Source organism: Mesorhizobium sp. M6A.T.Cr.TU.014.01.1.1, from assembly GCF_004022765.1.
GTDB classification, from domain to species: domain Bacteria; phylum Pseudomonadota; class Alphaproteobacteria; order Rhizobiales; family Rhizobiaceae; genus Mesorhizobium; species Mesorhizobium mediterraneum.
The window spans coordinates 1-19,878 of record NZ_RZPG01000033.1; the positions used below are offsets into that span (position 1 = coordinate 1).

The following is a 19,878-nucleotide window of genomic DNA, read 5'->3' on the forward strand; positions in this document are numbered from 1 at the left end:
CCTCCCCACAAGGGGGAGAGGGACGCTGCCGCGCGCCTTCTATTTATCGCTGGTGCCGAGACATCCGCTATTTGCCGTGGTCAGCGCCTACGAGAGTCCCCCTCCCCCTTGTGGGGAGGGGTTAGGGTGGGGGTACTTCCACATGCCTGCCTGGGCAGCTCTTATCCGCTCATCTTGAAGAAATCGACAAACGCCCTGAGTGCCGGCCGCATCTGGCGGCGGCTCGGGTAGTAGACGAAGAAACCGTCGAAGGGTTGGCACCAATCCTCCAGCACGCGAATGAGCCTGCCATCGGCAATCGCCTCGCGCACATAGTCCTCGAACAGAAAGGCAAGCCCGGCGCCATCGACCGCCGCATTGGCGATCAGATGATCCTCGTCGAGGATCAGTGGCCCTTGCACGGCGAGCTCGATTTCCTCGCCGCCCTTCTCGAATTCCCAGCGGTAGAGGATGCCGCTGGAGAAACGAAACCGGAGGCAGCGGTGGCCGGCGAGATCATTGGGATGCCGTGGCTCTGGCATGGTTCGGAAATAGGACGGCGCGCCAACCACGGCGCCGCGAATGTCGGGGCCGATGCGCACGGCGATCATGTCGCGCTGCAGGCTTTCGCCGAGCCGGACACCAGCGTCGAAGCCGCCTTCGACGACGTCGGTGAAGCGATCCTCGATGACGATCTCCAGCACGATGTCCGGATAGGCCGCGGCAAAGGCGCCGAGCCGTGGCGTCAGCGCCAGATGGGCCGCGGTGCGCGGCACGGTGAGCCTGAGATTGCCGGCCGGCCGGTCGCGCGCCTCGACCGCCGATTCCAGTGCAAGGTCGATCTCCGACAGCGCAGGGCGCAGACGCTCCAGCAATTGCGCGCCCTCCTCCGTCGGGGCGACGCTGCGCGTGCTGCGCGCCAGCAGGCGAACGCCGAGCCGCGCTTCCAGACTGGAGATCGCGTGGCTGACCGCCGAAGGCGCGACGGCGAGCTCCCTGGCCGCACCGCGAAAGCTGCCGCATTGGGCGACGGTTGCCAACACGGCGAGTTGGGAAAGATAGGTTCGGTTCATTGATCTATTCTTTAGAACAACCCGTGCGAATGAGAGCCGATTATCGAACGCGATGCAAGACGCTATTTCCGTCGCATCACAACAAGGAGACGCGTGATGCAAACCCGCAAGCTTGGAAATGAACTTGACGTCTATCCGGTCGGCCTCGGCTGCATGGGGATGAGCTTCGTCTATGGCGGTCAGCCTGAGGCCGACGCGATCGCCACGCTGCGCCGCGCCGTCGAGATCGGCGTCAATTTCTTCGACACGGCCGAAGTCTATGGCCCCTACGAGAACGAGACCCTGCTCGGCAAAGCGTTGAAGCCGGTGCGCGATCAGGTGACGATCGCGACAAAATTCGGCTTTAAGATTCTTGAGGAAGGCAACGGCGTCGAGCGCATGGCTGGCGTCGACAGCCGTCCCGAACACGTCAAGGCGGTCGCCGAAGCCTCGCTCCAGCGGCTGGGCGTCGAGGTGATCGATCTCTACTACCAGCATCGTGTCGATCCCAACGTGCCGATCGAGGATACGGTCGGCGCCATGGCCGAGCTGGTGCGCGAGGGCAAGGTGCGCGCGCTCGGCCTGTCGGAGGCTAGTGCGGCGACCATTCGCCGGGCGCATGCCGTGCATCCGATATCAGCCGTGCAGAGCGAATACTCGCTGTGGAGCCGCGATCCGGAAGAAGAGGTGTTTGCCGTCTGCCGCGAGCTCGGCATCGGCTTTGTCCCATACAGCCCGCTCGGCCGCGGCCTGCTGACCGGCACGATCGCCAAGCCCGAAGCCCTCGGCGCCGACGACTGGCGCCTCACCCTGCCGCGCTTCCAGGCCGACGCCATGGCCGCCAATGCGGCCGTTATCGCCACGCTGGAGAGGATGGCAACCGAGAAGGGCGTCACGCCGGCGCAACTGGCGCTCGCCTGGGTGCTGCATCAGGGCGATTTCATCGTGCCGATCCCCGGCGCGCGAAAAATCCGCCATCTGGAGCAGAACGCGGCAGCGGCACAGATCGCGCTGAGCCAAGCCGAGGTGGCGGCCATCGGCGACGCCCTTTCGCCGGAAAAGGTGGTCGGCAAGCGCTACACCGAAGCGGCGCTGGCGCTGGTCAACGGATAAACGGCGGGCTGGATGAAAATTCAAAGGAGGCGGTTTCGGCTAGGGCAATCGCTTCAGGCTTGAGTTCGCCCCCCTCATCCGGGGCGAGCCGCTTGTCTCGCCGCCGTCCAGCCTCGCGCGGCTCTCCCTTCTCCCTTTGTGGGAGAAGGTGTCGCCGAAGGCGACGGATGAGGGGTGCTCCAGCTTGGCACCGCCGCACTCCGTCCAACACCCCTCATCCGTCTTGGCGCTGCGCGCCAATCCACCTTCTCCCACAAGGGGAGAAGGCAAAAGCCGGCGCGGCGCCCCTTCTTGTTTCCAAATTTATGCTCGCAGCACGCCACCGGTCTGCTTGTGCACATTCTCGACGATGCGCTTGGCCAGCGCCTCGAAATCCTCGTCGGTCAGCGTCTTCTCCACCGGCTGGATCGACACCTCGATGGCGATCGATTTCTTGGCAGCACCCAGCGACGCCCCTTCGAACACGTCGAAGACCGAGACATTGGTGATCAGCTTCTTGTCGGCGGCAAGGGCGGCGCGGGTCAGCGTGGCGGCTTGGACCGCTTTGTCGACGACAAAGGCGAAATCGCGCTTGACCGCCTGGAAGGCGGACAGTTCCAGCTTCGGCTTTGTCCGCGTCGGCTTAGCCTTCGGCTCGGGCACGGCGTCGACGAAAACCTCGAAGCCGCAAAGCGGGCCGGAGACATCCAGCCCCTCCAGCGTCTTCGGATGGAATTCGCCGAATGTCCCCAAAATGACTTTAGGCCCGAGCCTGATCGTGCCGGAACGGCCGGGATGATACCAGGCCGGCCCGCCGGCCTCGATCTGCAGCCGCTCGACCGGCGCGCCGCAGGCTTCGAGCGCGGCGATCGCGTCGGCCTTGGCGTCGAACACACCGACCGGACCCGAATTGCCGGCCCAATTGCGGCCGGAGCCGTCGAGCTTGGCCGTGCCGCGCCGCACACCGGCAGCGACGCGTCGCTGCTGGTCGGCGCCGTCCCCTTCATAGGTGCCCGACACTTCGAACAGCGCGACATCGCCGATGCCCTTGTCGGCATTGCGCTGGGCGGCGGCGATCAGGCCCGGCAGCAGCGACGGCCGCATGTCCGACATGTCGGCGGCGATCGGATTGGCGAGCTTCAGCGCGGTCTGGCCGCCACCGAACAGTTCGGCATGTTTTGCCGGAATGAACGACCAGGTGACGGCCTCCATCATGCCGCGCACCGCCAGCGCCCGCTTGGCCGCCCGGGTGCGGATCTGCAGCACGGTCAGGATCTTGGCGTTGACGGCATCATGGGCGCCGAGCGGCTGCGGCGCGATATTGTCGACGCCATGGATGCGCATGACCTCTTCGACCAGGTCGGCCTTGCCGTCGACATCCGGCCGCCAGGACGGGACCGCCACATTGACGACATCGCCCGCGCCTTCCGGCTTGAAGCCGAGGCGGTTCAGGATGCCGAGGCTCTCGTCCCTCGGCACCTCGATGCCGGTCAGCCGCTTCACTTCCGACAGCGGGAAGGAAACGATCTTCTCGACATGGCCGGCATAGCCGACGACTTCGGTTTCGGTCGGCGTGCCGCCCAAGAAATCCAGCACCAGTCTGGTCGCCAGCTCCACGCCGGGCACCATGAATTCAGGGTCGACGCCGCGCTCGAAGCGGTAGCGCGCGTCGCTGATGATGCCGAGCGTCCTGCCGGTGCGGGCGGTGGTGATCGGGTCCCAAAGTGCCGATTCGATCAGCACGTCAGTGGTGTTCTCGTCGCAGCCGGAATGCTCGCCGCCCATTATGCCGGCGATCGACTCGACGCCGTCCTGGTCTGCTATCACGCACATATCAGGCGTCAGCGTGTATTCGCGGCCGTCGAGCGCCAGCACCTTTTCGCCGTCGCGCGCTCGGCGCACGACCAGGTTGCCGGCGACCTTGTTCGCGTCGAACACATGCAAGGGCCGGCCGCGGTCGAAGGTGACATAATTGGTGATGTCGACCAGCGCGCTGATCGGCCGCAGACCAATGGCGATCAGCCTTTGCTGCAGCCATTTCGGCGACGGGCCGTTCTTCACGCCGCGCACCAGGCGCAGCGCAAAACCGGGGCACAGCTCCGGCGCTTCGATCGTCACCTTGACCGGCGTCTCGCCCTTGCCGGGGATCGCCTCGACCGGCGCGCTCTTAAGTTGGCCGAGCCCGCTCGCCGCCAGATCGCGGGCGATGCCATAGACGCTGGTCGCATCCGGCCGGTTCGGCGTCAAATTGATCTCGATCAGCGGATCGTCGAGATGGGCATAGGCGGCGAAGCTGGTGCCGACCGGCGCATCTTCGGGCAGGTCGATGATGCCGTCATGCTCGTCAGAAAGCTCGAGCTCGCGCTCGGAGCACATCATGCCGTGGCTTTCGACGCCGCGGATCTTGCCGACCGTCAGCGTCACGTCGATGCCGGGAACATAGGTGCCAGGCGCTGCAAAGGCGCCGATCAGGCCCGCGCGGGCGTTCGGCGCTCCACAGACAACCTGCACCGGCGGCCTGCCGTCGCCGGTGTCGACGGTCAGCACGCGCAGCCGGTCGGCGTCGGGATGCTGCACCGCCGTCAGCACCTTGGCGATGACGAAGGGTTTCAGGCTCGCCTTGTCGTCGACATGCTCGACTTCGAGGCCGATCGAGGTCAGCCGCTCGACGATTTCGGCCAGCGAGGCGTCGGTCTCGAGGTGGTCCTTGAGCCAGGAGAGAGTGAATTTCATGACTGTGTTCCGTCTGGTCTTTGCCCGTCAGGCCTGGGCACGCTGGTCTTCAGATGGCGCGGCAAGTCGTCCGGCATGTGCACGAAGGGAAGCTGCTCGCGTACATGGGCGTGGTGCATCGGCTTGAAATAGGCCGGCATGTCCATGGCGCCGAGCATAAAATAGATGTGGTCGGCCAGCCGCTCGTCGACATAGGCGATCGGCGAGCCGCAGACACCGCAAAAGGAGCGCGTCACCGACCCGTTCTCGAACATCTTCAGCGCCTTGCCCGTAAAGGCGACCTGCTCAGTCAGGAACCCGACGAAGGCCGACACCGGCGCGCCACTGGCCCGCCGGCAATCGCCGCAATGGCAATAGCTGACATGGTGCGGTTCGGCCGAAGCCTCGAACCGCACGGCGCCGCAGCGGCAGCCGCCGGTGTGGGCCGCTGTCATGCGCTCAAGCCTGCGAATAGCGTCGGCATGTCGAGCGGCCGGAAGCCGTAATGCGACAGCCAGCGCACATCGGCGTCGAAGAAGGCGCGCAGGTCCGGCATGCCGTATTTCAGCATGGCGATGCGGTCGATGCCCATGCCCCAGGCAAAGCCCTGATACTCGTCGGGATCGAGCCCGCCATATCTCAGCACATTGGGGTGAACCATGCCGCAACCGAGGATCTCCATCCAGTCGGAGCCTTCACCGAAGCGCACCTCGCCCGGCCGCGAACGGTCGCACTGGATGTCGACCTCCATGCTGGGTTCGGTGAACGGGAAGAAGGACGGCCGGAAGCGCATCTTGACCTGTGGCACCTCGAAGAAGGCCTTACAGAACTCCTCCAGCACCCATTTCATGTTGGCGACATTGGCTGTCTTGTCGATCACCAGACCCTCGACCTGATGGAACATCGGCGAGTGTGTGGCATCGGAATCCTGCCGGTAGGTTTTTCCGGGAATGACGATGCGGATCGGCGGCTTCTGCGCCTCCATGGTGCGGATCTGCACCGGCGAGGTGTGGGTGCGCAACAGCTTGCGCTCGCCCTTCTCGTCCGACTGGAAGAAGAAGGTGTCGTGCATCTCGCGCGCCGGATGGCCTTCCGGGAAATTCAGCGCGGTGAAATTGTAATAATCGGTCTCGATATCGGGACCTTCTGCGATGGCAAAGCCGAGATCGCCGAAGATCGCGGCGATCTCGTCGCTGACCTGGCTGATCGGATGGATACGACCGCGCTCGGCCGGCGATTGCCGCACCGGTAGCGTCACATCGACCTTTTCCGCCGCGAGCCTGGCTGCGATCGCCACGTCCTTCAGCTCGGCGCGGCGCGCTGTAAGCGCCTCGGTGACGCGGTTCTTGAGGCCGTTGATAGCCGGGCCTTTTATCTGGCGCTCTTCTGCGCTCATCGAGCCGAGCGTCTTCAGCATTTCTGAGACCGAGCCCTTCTTGCCGAGCGCTGAAACACGCACGGCTTCGATCGCCTGCTCGTCGGCGGCCGACGCAATGTCGGTCATCAGGGAATTTTCGAGAGTTTCCATGTCACTCATGTTTCAGACTCGATTGGAAGCAAAGAAAACCCGCGCCAGCCGTGCCAGCGCGGGTTCCCCAAAATCAGAATTGCGAATGCTTGGGAAGCGCTGGCTTAGGCGACAGCGCTTTCAAAAGCGTTCGGCGTGGTGTTCTTGAGGTATTCAAGCGCGACCTTCGCCTTAGCCACAAGTGCGGCAAATGCCTGCGGCTCGTGGATGGCCATATCCGACAGGATCTTGCGGTCGATCTCGATGCCGGCCTTGTTGAGGCCGTCGATGAAGCGGCCATAGGTCAGGCCATGCTCGTGGGTCGCGGCATTGATGCGCTGGATCCACAGAGCGCGGAACGAACGCTTGCGGTTCTTGCGGTCGCGGTAGGCATACTGCAGCGACTTTTCCACCGCCTGCTTGGCGATGCGGATGGTGTTCTTGCGACGGCCGTAAAAACCCTTGGCGGCTTTCAGGACCTTCTTGTGCTTGGCGTGCGAGGTGACGCCTCTTTTTACGCGTGCCATGTCATGATCTCCTTAAAACGCTGTCCAGACCGAATGCCTTAGAGGCCGTTCGGCAGAAAATTCTTGATGACCTTCTTGCCATCCGGTTCAGCCAGAACCATCGTGCCGCGGGCATTTCGAATGAACTTGTTGGAACGCTTGATCATGCCGTGACGCTTGCCGGCCGCAGCCGACAGGACTTTACCCGTACCTGTGATCTTGAACCGCTTCTTGGCGGCTGACTTGGTCTTCATCTTGGGCATTTTGCTACTCCGTTTATATGCGCATCATCGCGCTTTTTGTTCGCTTCAGGCCGACCAAAGCCCAAAAAGAAAATGAAACCGCCACGGCATGCCCTGCCGGGCGGTTTTTGGGAACGGCGGTCCTATACGTCAAAGCGGGCCGGCGCGCAACACCCAGTGCTCAGCAACACCAGCGCTCATGGGAAACGGAACAGCACCGGCAGTATGCCCGACTGTTGGGCGCCGTCGATCAACTCGAAAAACGGCAAGGCAACGAGGAACACCAATCCGTCCAGCAGCGTCGTGCGCAGCAGGCGCGGCTTGAAGCTGCCGGTGTCGCCTTCCTGATACAGCGAAAGCTTCGGGAAGAAGCGCGGCACCCGCGCCACATAGGCCTGGAATGGAGTGCCGAGCGCCTCCTTCAGGAACTTCTCCTCGCGCAGGATGACGACATGAAAGGCGGCGGCGCAAATCACCGCGAAGCCTACCGTCGCGGTGATCGAGCCCATCTGCGCGCCGACGCCGGCGGCAGCCATCGAGGAGAAGACATAGAGCGGATTGCGGGTAATCGAATAGGGTCCGCCGGTGACCACCTCGGAGGATTTGCGTCCGCCGATATAGAGCGTCGACCACAAACGCCCGACAATGCCGAGAAAGATCAGCAGGATGCCGACCATTTCGATCGTTTCGTGCGGCACGCTTTCGGGAGGAAAGGCAGATTGGCCGAACAGCAGCGCCACGAACATGACGAGCACGAGCACGGCAAGCACCATCCTGCGCGCGTGCTGGTAGCTGCCCAGCGCACGCTTGGCCTGCGCTTGTTCGGCCTGCGCCGATTTAACTTCATTGAGCATGTCGGGAATCCGATCGTCGAGGAACTTTGCCGGCGATCGCAGCGTCTGGCTAAGAAAACAGGCGCCCCGCCGATCGCCGGGACGCCTTTGCAGGATAATTCAGGCGTATTTAATGCATGTCGCCTCTTTTGCCGGCATCCGCAGCTCAATACAGCCAGAAGAGGACGGGAATTACACCGCTTTCCTGTCCGGACTCGATGAGTTCGAAAAACGGTATGGAAGCCAGGAACATCAAGCCGTCGCGCAGCGTGTGATTGAAGACGCGCGGTGTGAAGGTGACCTTAGCCTGATCGCGAAAAAGCCGGGGATTGGGAAAAAACCGCGGCACCCGGGCGAGGTAGTCCTTGTACGGCGCCCCGAGCACGGTCGTCAAATGCCGTTCCTCGCGCAGCGTGACGATGTAGAACGCGGCCGCGCACAAAACCGCCGACGCCACCGAGACGATCACGCTGCCGGTCTGGGCGCCGATGCCGGCGGCCGCTACGGTAGAGAAAAAATACAAGGGGTTGCGCATCACCGAATATGGGCCGGTAGCAACCACTTCGGCCGACTTGCGATCGCCGATATAGAGGATCGACCAGAGCCGGCCGCCGATCCCGATCAGTATCAGGGCGACGCCGTACTGCCCCTCTATGCGTTCGTGGCCAAGCTCATCGTGCGCGGAGCCGCCGAAGATCAGCAAAGCGCAAAAAACGCCAACCAGCAGCGCCAGCAGGATGCGCCGGCGCCGCTGATAGCGGCCCATTTCGTCGAACGACTTTTCGATCGGAGAACGTGCCGCAGCGGCCATGGAACAATCCTTTGCCGCGAGGACCGGCAACCAGGTTCCTTGTCGATGCAACTTGCGGAGAAATCATGGGCAACTTGCGGAGAAATCATGGCGAAGACAAAAACAAAAACAAAAGGCCGCCGAAGCGGCCTTTGCTTTGACGGAATCGCTTTTAGCGGGGTGCCAGCACCATCATCATCTGGCGGCCTTCGAGCTTCGGTTCGGCTTCGACCTTGGCGATCGGCGCCACTTCCTCGCGAACCTTGTTCAGAAGCTGCATGCCGAGTTCCATATGCGCCATCTCGCGGCCGCGAAAGCGCAATGTCAGCTTGACCTTGTCACCTTCTTCGAAAAACCGCCGGACGGCTTTCATCTTGGTCTCGTAGTCATGACTGTCGATGTTGGGGCGCATCTTGATCTCCTTGATCTCGATGACCTTCTGGTTCTTGCGCGCCTCGGCCGCCTTCTTCTGGTTGGCGTATTTCAGCTTGCCGAGATCGAGGATTTTTACGACGGGCGGCACCGCGTTGGGCGATATCTCGACCAGATCGAGCCCAGCCTCTTCGGCCAGCAGCAATGCGTCGTTGATGGAGACATCGCCGTGGTTCTGGCCTTCGGCGTCGATAAGCTGGACCCGGGGGACCCGGATGTCACGGTTGGAGCGCGGGCCCTCCTTGGTGGGCGCCGTTGCTTTGAAAGGTCTGCGAATGGTCGTGGTCTCCTTGAGCCGTTTCGTTCAGGATTTTCAGTTCAGATTTGTGAACGCGCCAATGTGGTGAGCGCGCGGCCGGAGTCAATAGCACAGCGTTCACAGGAAATCACCTGTTCCCTGACCGCAGCCTGCACCAAACGAAGAAACTTGCCGAGCGCTTTTCGTTGAACCGCCAGCCGTGCCAAAAGACCTGCCTGAGGAGTTAGCCATGACCGCACCGATTTTTCTCGACGTCGACGGAACCAGCATCGCTGTCAGGCGCGCTGCGGGTGCTGCACCAGGCATTGTCTGGCTCGGCGGCTACAAGTCGGACATGCTGGGCACCAAGGCCGAGAAGCTGTCGGAATGGGCGAGCGGGCAAGGTCGTGCTTTCCTGCGCCATGATTATTCCGGCCATGGCGAATCGGGTGGCGCCTTTGCCGACGGCACCATCTCGAAATGGCTTTCGCAGAGCCTCGCTGTCTTTCGCCATTTCACACAAGGCAGGCAAATCCTGGTCGGCTCGTCGATGGGCGCATGGATCGCGCTGCGCATGGTTCAGGAATTGCACAAGGCAGGCGAGAACCGCATCGCCGGCCTGGTGCTTCTGGCTCCGGCGCCGGATTTCACCGCCGAGATGGTCGAGCCGGCGCTGACCAAAGCGCAGAAGCGAGACCTTGCCAAAAAGGGTTTTTTCGAGGAGCCGTCGAACTATTCGGCCGAGCCTTACGTCTACACCCGAGCGCTGATCGAGGACGGCCGCAACAACCTGACAATGACCGGGCCGATCGACACCCATTGCCCCGTCCACATATTGCAAGGGCTGGCCGATGCCGACGTGCCGTCGAGCCATGCGCTGAAACTGGTCGGCCTGCTGCCGGCCGACGACGTCACGCTGTCGCTGATCCCCGACGGCGATCACCGCCTGTCGCGGCCGCAGGACCTCGACATGCTGGTGCGGGCGGTCGACGCCATGGTGCGGCAGGCGGGCTAGAGACATGCGCATTTCCATTCCGGTATCCGCCTTCGTCGCGGCGATCGTCGGCTTCGGCGGCACGCTGGCCATCGTCATCGCCGCCGCCAAGGCGGTCGGCGCGACGCAGGTCGAAACCGCGAGCTGGGTGACGGCGATCTGCCTCGCCATGGCGATCGAGAGCCTGTGGTTGTCATGGCGCACCAGGATGCCGGTCATCGCGGCATGGTCGACGCCGGGGGTGGCGCTGATCGCGGCATCGAGCGGCTTTTCAATCGGCGAGGCTGTCGGCGCCTTCATAGTCACCGGGATTTTGCTGATCGCCACCGGCCTGTTCAGGCCTTTGACCAAGCTGATCGCCAGGATACCGGCCTCGGTCGCGTCGGGAATGCTTGCCGGCATCGTCGTCACCTTCGCCATCAACGCGGTGAAGGCCATTCCCGCCGACCCGTGGCTGATCCTGCCGCTGATCGCCGCCTTCTTCGTCATCCGCCTGTTCAATCCGGCGCTCTCGGTGCTGGCGGTGCTGATCGGCGGCGGCGCTGCCGCCTTCCTCACCGGCCGGGTCGGTGGCCTGCCGACGCCGGAGCTTTCGACTTTGACGCTGATTGCGCCGCAGTTCACCGTCACGGCGATCATCGGCCTGGCGCTGCCGCTTTATCTGGTCACCATGGCCTCGCAGAACCTGTCCGGCCTCGCCGTGCTGAGGGCCGCGGGCTACCACCCAGAACCCGGCCCGCTGATCGGTGTCACCGGCCTGCTTTCGCTGCTGTCGGCGCCATTCGGGGCCTCGACCACCAATCTGGCGGCGATCTCGGCGGCGATCTGCACCGGCCCCGACGTCCATCCCGATCCGGGCGAGCGCTGGAAGACCGGTCCCTTCTACGCGCTTGCCTATCTCGTCTTCGCCATTTTCGGCGCCTCGCTGGTGGCGATCTTCGCCGTGCTGCCGCAGAACCTGATCGTGCTGGTTGCCGGACTAGCGCTGATGGCACCGCTCGCCAACGCGCTGTCGATCGCCTTGAAGGAAGACGGCGAGCGCATGGCCGCCACCGTCACTTTTGCCGTCACCGCCTCGGGGCTGACGCTGTTCGGCGTCGGCGCGGCGTTCTGGGGCCTGATTGCGGGCCTGGTCATCCTTTTCCTTGAGACTCTCAAAAAGCGATAATCATTTCAGCTGCTTGTCCGGTTTTGGCTGACACTGTCTTGAATCGCCGTTTTTCCCTTCCCATTTCGATTCCACGCAGCCGGGATTGGCTGTCTCCAACTGAAGGATTGGGAGAAAATGAACACATCTGCATTGATCCGTCCGGCCTGGACGCCGGCAACCATCGCACTGATGGTGATCGGCTTCATGGTGTTCTGGCCGCTCGGCCTCGCCATGCTCGCCTACATCATCTGGGGCGACCGGCTTGAAGGCTTCAAGCGCGACGTCAACCGCGCCACCGACGGCATCTTCGCCGGCTGCCGCCGCAGTTCCGACAAAGCGGCGCGCTGGGGCCACGGCTCCGCCCGCACCGGCAACGTCGCTTTCGACGACTGGCGCGAAAAGGAACTCGAGCGGCTCAATGAAGAGCGCCGCAAGCTCGACGAGATGCTGAGCGAGTTCGACGAATATGCCAGGGAACTGCGTCGCGCCAAGGACCAGGAAGAGTTCGACCGCTTCATGGCGAACCGCAACAAGTCGACGTCGCCTACAACCGGTGGATCAACCGGCTCGACGGGGACCGGCAAACGCGGTGGCAAATCCACGCCAGGCCTACTGGACGAGTAAGGCACTTGCCCCGATAAATAATCAAAAAACGGCGTCGCGTCAGCGGCGCCGTTTCTTTTATGTTCTATTCGTTTTCCTCGAATCACGTATCGTCGCCCCATGTCATTCGGCTTCTTCCGCAACCTGACCAAACCCAGGCCCGCCCCCGTCGTGGAGCGAGAGCATTGTGTTGCCGGCCGCACGCTGCCGCTTAAGATCGTCGAGAGCGACCGGGCGCGGCGCCTGACGCTGCGCATCGATTCCGGCGGCCGTGGCTTGCGCATCACCGTGCCGCCGGGCTTGCGCCGTGGCGAAGTCGAAAAATTCCTGGACCGCCATCAGGACTGGCTGGAGCAGCGGCTGGCCAAGGTGCCCAACCGGCCGCAGGTGCGGCCCGGCATCAAGGTACCGGTGCGCGGCGTGCCGCATCGCATCGTTCATGAGCCTTCGAAACGCGGGACCGTCACGCTGTCGCGCGACGAGCGCGGTCCGCTGATGATCGTGCACGGCGATCGCGTGCACCTGCCGCGCCGCATCGCCGATTTCCTCAAGCGCGAAGCCAAGCGCGAGATCGAGGCGCTGGTGGTCAAGCATACAGGCGCGGTCGGCAAGCGCGCCAAGGCGATCCGCTTCAAGGACACGTCGAGCCGCTGGGGATCGTGCACCTCCGACGGCAATCTGTCCTTCTCCTGGCGCATCATGATGGCGCCATCGCCTGTTATAAACTATCTCGTCGCGCATGAGGTGGCGCATCTCAAGGAGATGAACCACGGCCCGAAATTCTGGAAATTGTGCGAGCAGCTTTGCCCCGACACCGAGCGCTGCAAGGATTGGCTCAAGCGCAATGGCGGCGCGCTGCAAGCGATCATGTTCGAGTAGATCGCCCGATCAATCGTCGTTGGCGGCGTTCAGCTCTTCGGGACGTAAGCCTTCGTCGGTATGGCGCGGCCATGGCAAGAAATTCTTCTCGAAGGCATCGTTGCTGAAATAGGCCAGCGCGCGATGTGCCTCGGCGCCGTTGAAGGCGGCCTTGTCCATCAGATGAGCGATGACCTCGTGGGCCTGGGCGATCTTTTGCCTTAGTTGGGCGACGGTTTGGTCTGCCATGCTTGTTTGCTCCCGCCTGTACTGTCTGAAGTAAGGTAGCGCGTTCCGCGCTGGTGGCAAACATGCGCTTTTTCTCGACTCTTTTGCCGTTTCGTGCCAATCCCGCGCCATGGCGCTCGACATCAAGATATGCGGACTGAAGACCGACAAGGCATTGGCCGCGGCATTGGCCGGCGGCGCCAGCCATGTCGGCTTTATTTTCTTTGCCAAAAGCCCGCGCTATGTCGAGCCGGCGGAAGCCGGCCGCTTGCGCGAAGCGGCAATCGGCAAGGCCAAGGCGGTTGCCGTGACGGTCGACGCCAGCGACGCGTTTTTGAATGAAATCGTCGGGAAAATGCGCCCGGACATGCTGCAGCTGCATGGTTCGGAAACGCCCGAGCGGGTGGTCGAGTTGAAGGCGCGCTATGGCCTGCCGGTGATGAAGGCGCTGTCGGTCAGCGAGGCTGTCGATCTGAAGCGGTTAAAACCCTTCATCGGCGTTGCCGACCGCTTCCTGTTCGACGCCAAGCCGCCGAAGGGTTCGGAACTGCCGGGCGGCAACGGCGTTGCCTTCGACTGGCGCATTCTGGCCGGCCTTGACGCAGGCGTCGATTACATGCTTTCCGGTGGGATCAACGCCGCCAACATCGGCGATGCCCTTCGGCTTGCCAACCCGTCCGGATTAGACATTTCCTCGGGCGTGGAAAGCGCGCCGGGCGTCAAGGATCCGGCGCTGATCGAACAGTTTTTCCGGGCCGTCAGGGCAGCACGCGACAATCGCGCCGCCTGAGGATAGAACCCGGAGCATGTCCCGGAAACGTGGAAACCGGTTTTCCGACAAGGACATGCTCCAAACAAGAAGTAGGAGATCGGCGATGGACAAGCCGGCGATACCCAATTCCTTCCGCACCGGACCCGACGAACAGGGCATGTTCGGCATCTTCGGTGGTCGTTTCGTTGCCGAAACGCTAATGCCGCTGATCCTCGACCTGGAACGGCACTGGAACGAGGTCAAGGACGATCCGGATTTCAAGGCTGAGCTGACTGACCTTTCGACCCACTATGCCGGCCGGCCGTCGAAGCTTTATTTCGCCGAAGGCCTGACCAGGCATCTTCGTGAGGTTTCCGCGGCGAAGGGCCTCGGGGGCGGTGCGAAAGTCTATTTCAAGCGCGAGGATTTGAACCACACCGGCTCGCACAAGATCAACAATTGCCTCGGCCAAATCCTGCTGGCCAAGCGCATGGGCAAGAAGCGCATCATCGCCGAGACCGGCGCCGGCCAGCACGGCGTGGCGTCGGCCACGGTGGCAGCGCGTTTCGGCTTTCCGTGCGTCGTCTATATGGGCGCAACCGACGTCGCCCGGCAAAGTCCGAACGTCTTCCGCATGAAGCTGCTCGGCGCCGAGGTGCGGCCGGTGACAGCAGGCCACGGCACGCTCAAGGACGCCATGAACGAGGCCCTGCGCGACTGGGTGACGAATGTCGAGGATACCTATTACCTGATCGGCACTGCCGCCGGCCCGCACCCCTATCCGGAGCTGGTGCGCGACTTCCAGTCGGTGATCGGCACCGAGGCGCGCGCACAGATCCTCGAGCAGGAAGGCCGGCTGCCGGACACCATTATCGCTTGCGTCGGCGGCGGTTCCAACGCCATCGGCCTGTTCCACCCCTTCCTTGATGACAAAGAGGTTCGCATCATCGGCATCGAGGCCGGCGGCCGCGGCCTCGACGGCATCGAGCATTGCGCCTCGATGAGCGCCGGCGCGCCCGGCGTGCTGCACGGCAACCGCACCTATCTCCTGCAGAACGCCGACGGGCAGATCATGGACGGGCATTCGATCTCGGCCGGCCTCGATTATCCGGGCGTCGGGCCGGAGCATTCCTGGCTGCGCGACTCAGGCCGCGTCGACTATGTGCCGATCCTGGATGACGAGGCGCTGGAGGCGTTCCAGCTGACGACGCGCGTCGAAGGCATCATTCCGGCGCTCGAATCCGCCCATGCCATCGCGCATGCGGTGAAGATCGTGCCCGCCATGGACAAGGACCAGATCGTCATCGTCAACCTGTCCGGCCGCGGCGACAAGGACGTGCATACGGTGGCCAATATGCTGGGCATGGAGATCTGATCATGACCACCCGCATCGACCGCCGCATGGCCAAGCTGAAGGCCGAAGGCCGCCCGGCGCTCGTCACCTATTTCATGGGCGGCGACCCGGACTACGACACCTCCCTGTCGATCATGAAAGCGCTGCCCGGCGCCGGCAGTGACATCATCGAGCTTGGCATGCCGTTTTCCGATCCGATGGCCGACGGCCCGGCAATCCAGGCGGCCGGCCTGCGGGCGCTAAAAGGCGGCCAGACGCTGGTCAAGACGCTGAAGATGGCGTCGGAATTCCGCGCCGGAGACAATGAAACGCCGATCGTTTTGATGGGCTACTACAATCCGATCTACATCCACGGCGTCGACCGCTTCCTGAGCGACGCGCTGGCCAGCGGCATCGACGGGCTGATCGTCGTCGACCTGCCGCCGGAAATGGATGGGGAATTGTGCATTCCGGCGCTCAAGGCCGGCATCAATTTCATCCGGCTGGCGACGCCGACCACCGACGACAAGCGCCTGCCCAAGGTGCTGCAAAACACCTCCGGCTTCGTCTACTACGTGTCGATGACCGGCATCACCGGTTCCGCACTTGCCGACACCGGCAAGGTGGCGGCGGCGGTCACGCGCATCAAGGGCCATACCGACCTGCCGGTCTGCGTCGGCTTCGGCGTCAAGACCGCCGAACAGGCGCGCGTAATCGGCGCCAATGCCGATGGCGTCGTCGTCGGCACCGCGATCGTCAATGCGGTCGCCAATGTTCTGGGGCCGAAGGGCGAAAAAACCGCCGACCCGGCCGAGGCGGTCGCCACGCTGGTCAGCGGGCTTTCGCAAGGCGTGCGTGCGGCTCGCCTTGCTGCCGCCGAATAGTCTTGATCTTCTGGTTGACCATGATCTTACCGAAAACCGGTTTCCACTTTTCGGGATCATGGTCTAACTCTTCGTCAGGACAGGAGCCGAAGCGATGAACTGGATCACCAACTACGTTCGCCCGAAGATCAATTCGATGCTCGGCCGGCGCACCGACATGCCCGAGAATCTCTGGATCAAGGATCCGGAGACCGGCGAGATGGTCTTCCACAAGGATCTGGAGCAGAACCAGTTCGTCATCCCGTCCTCCGGCCACCACATGAAGATCTCGGCCAAGGAGCGGCTGAAATTCTTCTTCGACGACGGCAAGTACGAGACGCTCGAAAACCCCAAGGTCGTGCAGGACCCGCTGAAGTTCCGCGACGAGAAGCGCTACACCGACCGGCTGAAGGACGCCAAGGCCAAGACCGGCCTGGAGGACGCGATCATCAATGCGCTGGGCACCGTCGAAGGCCTGCCGGTGGTGGTGACCGTGCAGGACTTCGCCTTCATGGGCGGCTCGCTCGGCATGGCCGCCGGCGACGCCATTGTTCGTGGCTTCGAGGTCGCCTTGCAACGCAAGCGGCCGCTGATCCTGTTCGCGGCCTCCGGCGGAGCCCGCATGCAGGAAGGCATCCTGTCGCTCATGCAATTGCCGAGGACCACGATCGGCGTCGATCGGCTGAAAGAGGCCGGTCTTCCCTATATCGTCGTTCTGACCAACCCAACCACCGGCGGCGTCACCGCCTCCTACGCCATGTTGGGCGACGTGCACATCGCCGAGCCCGGCGCGCTGATCGGCTTTGCCGGGCCGCGCGTCATCGAGCAGACCATCAGGGAAAAGCTGCCCGACGGCTTCCAGCGCTCCGAGTATCTGATGGAGCACGGCATGGTCGACATGGTGGTCTCGCGGCTGGAGATGCGCCAGACGATCGCACGGCTCCTGAAAATGCTGCTCAAGCTGCCGGAAGAGCAAAAGCCGATGGAACCGGAAATCCTGCCGCCGGCGGCGATCCCGGCGGAAGCACGCCCGCAAGCCTGACGCGACATCCTTCGTCGCGAACCGCGATTGCGCGCCATCTGTGGCGCGCCTAGGATTCTCCCATGACCACGCTTGCCGCCGACCGCGAAATCGAAAGCCTGATGTCGCTTCATCCGAAGGGCTTCGATCTTTCGCTCGACCGCATTTCGCGACTGCTGGAGCGGCTGGGCAATCCGCAGAACCATCTGCCGCCGGTCATCCACATCGCCGGCACCAACGGCAAGGGCTCCTGCGCCGCGTTTTCGCGGGCGCTGCTCGAAGCGTCCGGCCACCGCGTCCATGTCCACACATCGCCTCATCTGGTGAACTGGCATGAGCGCTACCGGCTGGCCGCCGACGGCGGCGGCAGGCTGGTCGAGGACAAAGTCTTTGCCGACGCCATCGCCCGGGTCGCCAAGGCCAATGAAGGCCAGAAGATCACCGTCTTCGAAATCCTCACCGCGGTCACCTTCCTGCTGTTTTCCGAACATCCGGCGGATGCCGTCATCATCGAGGTCGGCCTCGGCGGCCGCTTCGACGCCACCAATGTCATCACCGAGCCGGCAGTGTCGGTGATCATGCCGGTCTCGCTCGATCACGAATCCTTTCTCGGCGACCGTGTCGAACTGATCGCTGCCGAAAAGGCCGGCATCATCAAGCGCGGTTGCCCGGTGGTCATCGGCGCGCAGGAAAGCGAGACGGCGCTGCAGGTGCTTCTCGAAACCGCCGAGCGGCTCGACTGTCCCGCCTTCGTCTATGGCCAGGATTTCCTCGCCTTCGAGGAAAACGGCCGCATGGTCTATCAGGACGAAGACGGATTGATGGACCTGTCGCCACCGCGGCTGCCGGGTCGCCATCAGTTCGCCAATGCGGCGGCGGCGATTGCGGCGGTCAAGGCGGCGGGTTTCGAGATCAGCCATCGCGTCGCCGACAAGGCGATGGCCAATGTCGCCTGGCCGGGGCGGATGCAGAAATTGCCGCAAGGCAGGCTGACTGACCTGGCGCCGAAGGGCGCCGACATCTGGCTCGACGGCGGCCATAATCCGGGTGCCGGCGTGGTCGTCGCCGAGGCGCTGGCCGAGCAGGAGGAAAAGAACCCGCGGCCGCTGTTCCTGATTTCCGGCATGATCAACACCAAGGACCAGAGCGGTTATTTCAGCGCCTTCAAGGGCTTGGTGAGGCATGTCTACACGGTACCGGTGAGCCTCAGCGAGGCCAGCGTGCCGAATGACGAACTGGCAGTCCGCGCCGTCGAGGCCGGCCTGTCGGCCGAACCGGTGAGTTCCGTCGCCAATGCGCTGATGCTGCTGCGCGATACCTGGGACGGACCGCCGCCGCGCATCCTGATCAGCGGCTCGCTCTATCTGGCCGGCGCGGTGCTGGCCGAAAACGGCACGCCGCCGGTTTGAGGCTCTGGTTCACCAGGCCATGATGACGGACTTCGTCAAATCACCACGAGGAGTCAGCCATGATCAACGTAAAGCAGCTCGCTCACGTTTGCATCTTCGCAGATGATCTCGAAGTGACGCGAAGCTTCTATCGGGACGTCCTCGGCATGGACACCCAGTTCAACTTCCTGCGCGACGGCAAGATTTTCGGTTTCTACCTTAATTGCGGCAGCCGCAGCCACGTCGAGGTGTTCCAGAAAGACGGGGCCAACTATAGCGACTTGAACCAGATCAACCACTTCTGCCTTGAAGTGGAAAACCTTGACGCCGCGATCGCCCATGTAAGAGCGAAAGGCGTTGAAGTCACGTCAAAGAAACACGCATGCGATGATACCTACCAGGCGTGGATTCGCGACCCTAACAATGTGAAGATAGAACTGTTTGAATACACTGAGAAAAGTGCGCAGTTCGTCGGAGGCGATCGTATCGCGGATTGGTGATCGTCACGCCTATGGCGGAGACGGCCTCGGTGGGGACTACTTCAGCTCGATCTCGATGAAGGCGTATTCGCCCTCATTGGCGCTGATGACGTCGTGCTCGACGCCTTCCTTGCGGAAATAGGGCGCCCCCTTCTTCATTTCGGCGAAGGATTCGCCGTCCTTGGTCACGAGCTTGAGCTTGCCGTCCATCAGCGGCACGATGACATAGTCGTGGCCATGACGGTGCCAGCCGGTGTTGTCGCCCGGCGCGAAGCGATACTCGGTGACGATGACGCGCTCATTGTCGATGAAGACGGTGGCTTTGGCGGATCCGGTCATGTCGTTCTCCTGCTTTAAGCCAGACAAGAACATGACGCGGTAAGTGGCGAGTGCCAGATCGGCGGATTGGTGACACCAACAAAAAGCCCGGCGCGAGGGCCGGGCTCGTCTGCGAAATTTTCGGTCGGATCAGGCGAGATTGCCGTTGATCCAGTGCGACAGCGCCGTCTTCGGCGCGGCGCCAACCTTCATGTCGGCCATTTCGCCGCCCTTGAAGATCATCAGCGTCGGGATAGAGCGCACGCCGAACTGCGCGGCCAGCTCCGGATTCTCGTCGATGTTGAGCTTGGCGATCTTCACCTTGCTGCCGAGTTCGATGGCGATGTCTTCCAGCGCCGGCGCGATCATCTTGCACGGGCCACACCATTCCGCCCAGAAATCGACCACGACCGGCTCCTTGGCGTCAAGCACATCGGTCTGGAAGTTGCTCTTGTCGACCTTGACGGTGGCCATGCGAAAATCCTTTCGAGAGTTATTGTCGCACCAAA

Annotated in this window: 23 protein-coding genes; 11 read left to right on the forward strand and 12 right to left on the reverse strand. The window is 62.9% G+C overall.

Annotated elements, in window-relative coordinates:
- Positions 1 to 161: 161 nt before the first annotated feature.
- Positions 162 to 1,052: a LysR family transcriptional regulator gene (locus EN885_RS28435; RefSeq protein ID WP_095484445.1), complete on the reverse strand. Its 891-nt coding sequence runs from the start codon at positions 1,050 to 1,052 to the stop codon at positions 162 to 164.
- A gap of 96 nt (positions 1,053 to 1,148) precedes the next feature.
- On the opposite strand from EN885_RS28435, the gene EN885_RS28440 reads away from it, so the two are divergent.
- Positions 1,149 to 2,144, forward strand: coding sequence for an aldo/keto reductase (locus EN885_RS28440; protein ID WP_128243699.1), 996 nt, complete (start codon positions 1,149 to 1,151; stop codon positions 2,142 to 2,144).
- Positions 2,145 to 2,447: 303 nt separating this feature from the next.
- On the opposite strand, the gene pheT is transcribed toward EN885_RS28440, so the two are convergent.
- The 8 genes from pheT to infC all read right to left on the reverse strand — a co-directional run bounded on the left by pheT (position 2,448) and on the right by infC (position 9,422).
- Complete coding sequence (pheT, locus tag EN885_RS28445) at positions 2,448 to 4,856, reverse strand: phenylalanine--tRNA ligase subunit beta (RefSeq protein WP_126103979.1); 2,409 nt, start codon at positions 4,854 to 4,856, stop codon at positions 2,448 to 2,450.
- Positions 4,853 to 5,290, reverse strand: a complete 438-nt coding sequence (locus tag EN885_RS28450) for a GFA family protein (RefSeq protein WP_095484449.1) — start codon at positions 5,288 to 5,290, stop codon at positions 4,853 to 4,855. Before EN885_RS28450 ends, pheT begins: the two co-directional genes overlap by 4 nt.
- Entirely contained in the window at positions 5,287 to 6,372 is a 1,086-nt protein-coding gene (gene pheS, locus EN885_RS28455; protein WP_095484450.1) for a phenylalanine--tRNA ligase subunit alpha, read from the reverse strand. The genes EN885_RS28450 and pheS overlap by 4 nt, the downstream gene beginning before the upstream one ends.
- Positions 6,373 to 6,467: 95 nt before the next feature.
- Complete coding sequence (rplT, locus tag EN885_RS28460) at positions 6,468 to 6,869, reverse strand: 50S ribosomal protein L20 (protein WP_006201247.1); 402 nt, start codon at positions 6,867 to 6,869, stop codon at positions 6,468 to 6,470.
- A gap of 38 nt (positions 6,870 to 6,907) precedes the next feature.
- Entirely contained in the window at positions 6,908 to 7,111 is a 204-nt protein-coding gene (gene rpmI / locus EN885_RS28465) for a 50S ribosomal protein L35 (protein ID WP_006201248.1), read from the reverse strand.
- Between the two features lie 176 nt (positions 7,112 to 7,287).
- Positions 7,288 to 7,944, reverse strand: a complete 657-nt coding sequence (locus EN885_RS28470) for an isoprenylcysteine carboxylmethyltransferase family protein (protein ID WP_128243700.1) — start codon at positions 7,942 to 7,944, stop codon at positions 7,288 to 7,290.
- Positions 7,945 to 8,089: 145 nt separating this feature from the next.
- Positions 8,090 to 8,734: an isoprenylcysteine carboxylmethyltransferase family protein gene (locus tag EN885_RS28475; RefSeq protein WP_128243701.1), complete on the reverse strand. Its 645-nt coding sequence runs from the start codon at positions 8,732 to 8,734 to the stop codon at positions 8,090 to 8,092.
- A 151-nt stretch (positions 8,735 to 8,885) separates the two neighbouring features.
- Positions 8,886 to 9,422, reverse strand: coding sequence for a translation initiation factor IF-3 (infC, locus tag EN885_RS28480; RefSeq protein WP_095484453.1), 537 nt, complete (start codon positions 9,420 to 9,422; stop codon positions 8,886 to 8,888).
- Between the two features lie 211 nt (positions 9,423 to 9,633).
- Here infC and EN885_RS28485 point away from each other — a divergent pair, with 211 nt between their 5' ends.
- The 4 genes from EN885_RS28485 (at position 9,634) to EN885_RS28500 (ending at position 13,009) form a co-directional block, all read left to right on the forward strand.
- Positions 9,634 to 10,398, forward strand: a complete 765-nt coding sequence (locus EN885_RS28485) for an alpha/beta hydrolase (RefSeq protein WP_128243702.1) — start codon at positions 9,634 to 9,636, stop codon at positions 10,396 to 10,398.
- Positions 10,399 to 10,402: 4 nt separating this feature from the next.
- Positions 10,403 to 11,545 carry a benzoate/H(+) symporter BenE family transporter gene (locus EN885_RS28490; RefSeq protein WP_128243703.1) on the forward strand — a complete coding sequence of 381 codons (1,143 nt, stop codon included), beginning with the start codon at positions 10,403 to 10,405 and terminating at the stop codon, positions 11,543 to 11,545.
- Positions 11,546 to 11,662: 117 nt separating this feature from the next.
- A complete protein-coding gene (locus EN885_RS28495; protein ID WP_095484456.1) occupies positions 11,663 to 12,151 on the forward strand; it encodes a DUF2852 domain-containing protein in 489 nt (162 codons plus the stop codon).
- 99 nt (positions 12,152 to 12,250) lie between these two features.
- Positions 12,251 to 13,009 carry a M48 family metallopeptidase gene (locus EN885_RS28500; RefSeq protein WP_095484457.1) on the forward strand — a complete coding sequence of 253 codons (759 nt, stop codon included), beginning with the start codon at positions 12,251 to 12,253 and terminating at the stop codon, positions 13,007 to 13,009.
- Between the two features lie 9 nt (positions 13,010 to 13,018).
- On the opposite strand, the gene EN885_RS28505 is transcribed toward EN885_RS28500, so the two are convergent.
- A complete protein-coding gene (locus EN885_RS28505; RefSeq protein ID WP_095484458.1) occupies positions 13,019 to 13,237 on the reverse strand; it encodes a hypothetical protein in 219 nt (72 codons plus the stop codon).
- A 109-nt stretch (positions 13,238 to 13,346) separates the two neighbouring features.
- On the opposite strand from EN885_RS28505, the gene EN885_RS28510 reads away from it, so the two are divergent.
- The 6 genes from EN885_RS28510 (at position 13,347) to EN885_RS28535 (ending at position 19,072) form a co-directional block, all read left to right on the forward strand.
- Positions 13,347 to 14,006: a phosphoribosylanthranilate isomerase gene (locus tag EN885_RS28510; protein WP_128243704.1), complete on the forward strand. Its 660-nt coding sequence runs from the start codon at positions 13,347 to 13,349 to the stop codon at positions 14,004 to 14,006.
- An 85-nt stretch (positions 14,007 to 14,091) separates the two neighbouring features.
- The gene (gene trpB, locus EN885_RS28515; protein ID WP_128243705.1) at positions 14,092 to 15,342 is read left to right on the forward strand and encodes a tryptophan synthase subunit beta; all 1,251 of its coding nucleotides are present in this window, start codon (positions 14,092 to 14,094) and stop codon (positions 15,340 to 15,342) included.
- A gap of 2 nt (positions 15,343 to 15,344) precedes the next feature.
- Positions 15,345 to 16,184 carry a tryptophan synthase subunit alpha gene (gene trpA / locus EN885_RS28520; protein WP_128243706.1) on the forward strand — a complete coding sequence of 280 codons (840 nt, stop codon included), beginning with the start codon at positions 15,345 to 15,347 and terminating at the stop codon, positions 16,182 to 16,184.
- A gap of 94 nt (positions 16,185 to 16,278) precedes the next feature.
- The gene (gene accD, locus EN885_RS28525) at positions 16,279 to 17,205 is read left to right on the forward strand and encodes an acetyl-CoA carboxylase, carboxyltransferase subunit beta (protein ID WP_128243707.1); all 927 of its coding nucleotides are present in this window, start codon (positions 16,279 to 16,281) and stop codon (positions 17,203 to 17,205) included.
- Between the two features lie 62 nt (positions 17,206 to 17,267).
- Positions 17,268 to 18,593: a folylpolyglutamate synthase/dihydrofolate synthase family protein gene (locus tag EN885_RS28530; RefSeq protein ID WP_128243708.1), complete on the forward strand. Its 1,326-nt coding sequence runs from the start codon at positions 17,268 to 17,270 to the stop codon at positions 18,591 to 18,593.
- A gap of 59 nt (positions 18,594 to 18,652) precedes the next feature.
- Complete coding sequence (locus EN885_RS28535; protein ID WP_128243709.1) at positions 18,653 to 19,072, forward strand: VOC family protein; 420 nt, start codon at positions 18,653 to 18,655, stop codon at positions 19,070 to 19,072.
- A gap of 36 nt (positions 19,073 to 19,108) precedes the next feature.
- Here the strand turns inward: EN885_RS28535 and EN885_RS28540 are convergent, their stop codons facing one another.
- Both EN885_RS28540 and trxA read right to left on the reverse strand, forming a co-directional pair.
- Positions 19,109 to 19,390, reverse strand: a complete 282-nt coding sequence (locus EN885_RS28540; protein ID WP_128243710.1) for a cupin domain-containing protein — start codon at positions 19,388 to 19,390, stop codon at positions 19,109 to 19,111.
- Positions 19,391 to 19,519: 129 nt separating this feature from the next.
- Complete coding sequence (gene trxA, locus EN885_RS28545) at positions 19,520 to 19,843, reverse strand: thioredoxin (RefSeq protein ID WP_027152031.1); 324 nt, start codon at positions 19,841 to 19,843, stop codon at positions 19,520 to 19,522.
- Between the last annotated feature and the right edge of the window lie 35 nt (positions 19,844 to 19,878).

Excerpts from the sequence above, each read along its gene's own strand:
- rplT (WP_006201247.1), bottom strand. The coding sequence starts at position 6,869 with ATGGCACGCGTAAAAAGAGGCGTCACCTCGCACGCCAAGCACAAGAAG.
- EN885_RS28485 (WP_128243702.1), top strand. The coding sequence starts at position 9,634 with ATGACCGCACCGATTTTTCTCGACGTCGACGGAACCAGCATCGCTGTC.
- EN885_RS28535 (WP_128243709.1), top strand. The coding sequence starts at position 18,653 with ATGATCAACGTAAAGCAGCTCGCTCACGTTTGCATCTTCGCAGATGAT.
- rpmI (WP_006201248.1), bottom strand. The coding sequence starts at position 7,111 with ATGCCCAAGATGAAGACCAAGTCAGCCGCCAAGAAGCGGTTCAAGATC.
- EN885_RS28510 (WP_128243704.1), top strand. The coding sequence starts at position 13,347 with ATGGCGCTCGACATCAAGATATGCGGACTGAAGACCGACAAGGCATTG.
- EN885_RS28475 (WP_128243701.1), bottom strand. The coding sequence starts at position 8,734 with ATGGCCGCTGCGGCACGTTCTCCGATCGAAAAGTCGTTCGACGAAATG.
- EN885_RS28495 (WP_095484456.1), top strand. The coding sequence starts at position 11,663 with ATGAACACATCTGCATTGATCCGTCCGGCCTGGACGCCGGCAACCATC.
- EN885_RS28470 (WP_128243700.1), bottom strand. The coding sequence starts at position 7,944 with ATGCTCAATGAAGTTAAATCGGCGCAGGCCGAACAAGCGCAGGCCAAG.
- EN885_RS28500 (WP_095484457.1), top strand. The coding sequence starts at position 12,251 with ATGTCATTCGGCTTCTTCCGCAACCTGACCAAACCCAGGCCCGCCCCC.
- trxA (WP_027152031.1), bottom strand. The coding sequence starts at position 19,843 with ATGGCCACCGTCAAGGTCGACAAGAGCAACTTCCAGACCGATGTGCTT.
- EN885_RS28540 (WP_128243710.1), bottom strand. The coding sequence starts at position 19,390 with ATGACCGGATCCGCCAAAGCCACCGTCTTCATCGACAATGAGCGCGTC.
- EN885_RS28490 (WP_128243703.1), top strand. The coding sequence starts at position 10,403 with ATGCGCATTTCCATTCCGGTATCCGCCTTCGTCGCGGCGATCGTCGGC.
- EN885_RS28440 (WP_128243699.1), top strand. The coding sequence starts at position 1,149 with ATGCAAACCCGCAAGCTTGGAAATGAACTTGACGTCTATCCGGTCGGC.
- EN885_RS28435 (WP_095484445.1), bottom strand. The coding sequence starts at position 1,052 with ATGAACCGAACCTATCTTTCCCAACTCGCCGTGTTGGCAACCGTCGCC.
- pheT (WP_126103979.1), bottom strand. The coding sequence starts at position 4,856 with ATGAAATTCACTCTCTCCTGGCTCAAGGACCACCTCGAGACCGACGCC.
- EN885_RS28505 (WP_095484458.1), bottom strand. The coding sequence starts at position 13,237 with ATGGCAGACCAAACCGTCGCCCAACTAAGGCAAAAGATCGCCCAGGCC.
- EN885_RS28450 (WP_095484449.1), bottom strand. The coding sequence starts at position 5,290 with ATGACAGCGGCCCACACCGGCGGCTGCCGCTGCGGCGCCGTGCGGTTC.
- trpB (WP_128243705.1), top strand. The coding sequence starts at position 14,092 with ATGGACAAGCCGGCGATACCCAATTCCTTCCGCACCGGACCCGACGAA.
- pheS (WP_095484450.1), bottom strand. The coding sequence starts at position 6,372 with ATGAGTGACATGGAAACTCTCGAAAATTCCCTGATGACCGACATTGCG.
- EN885_RS28530 (WP_128243708.1), top strand. The coding sequence starts at position 17,268 with ATGACCACGCTTGCCGCCGACCGCGAAATCGAAAGCCTGATGTCGCTT.
- accD (WP_128243707.1), top strand. The coding sequence starts at position 16,279 with ATGAACTGGATCACCAACTACGTTCGCCCGAAGATCAATTCGATGCTC.
- trpA (WP_128243706.1), top strand. The coding sequence starts at position 15,345 with ATGACCACCCGCATCGACCGCCGCATGGCCAAGCTGAAGGCCGAAGGC.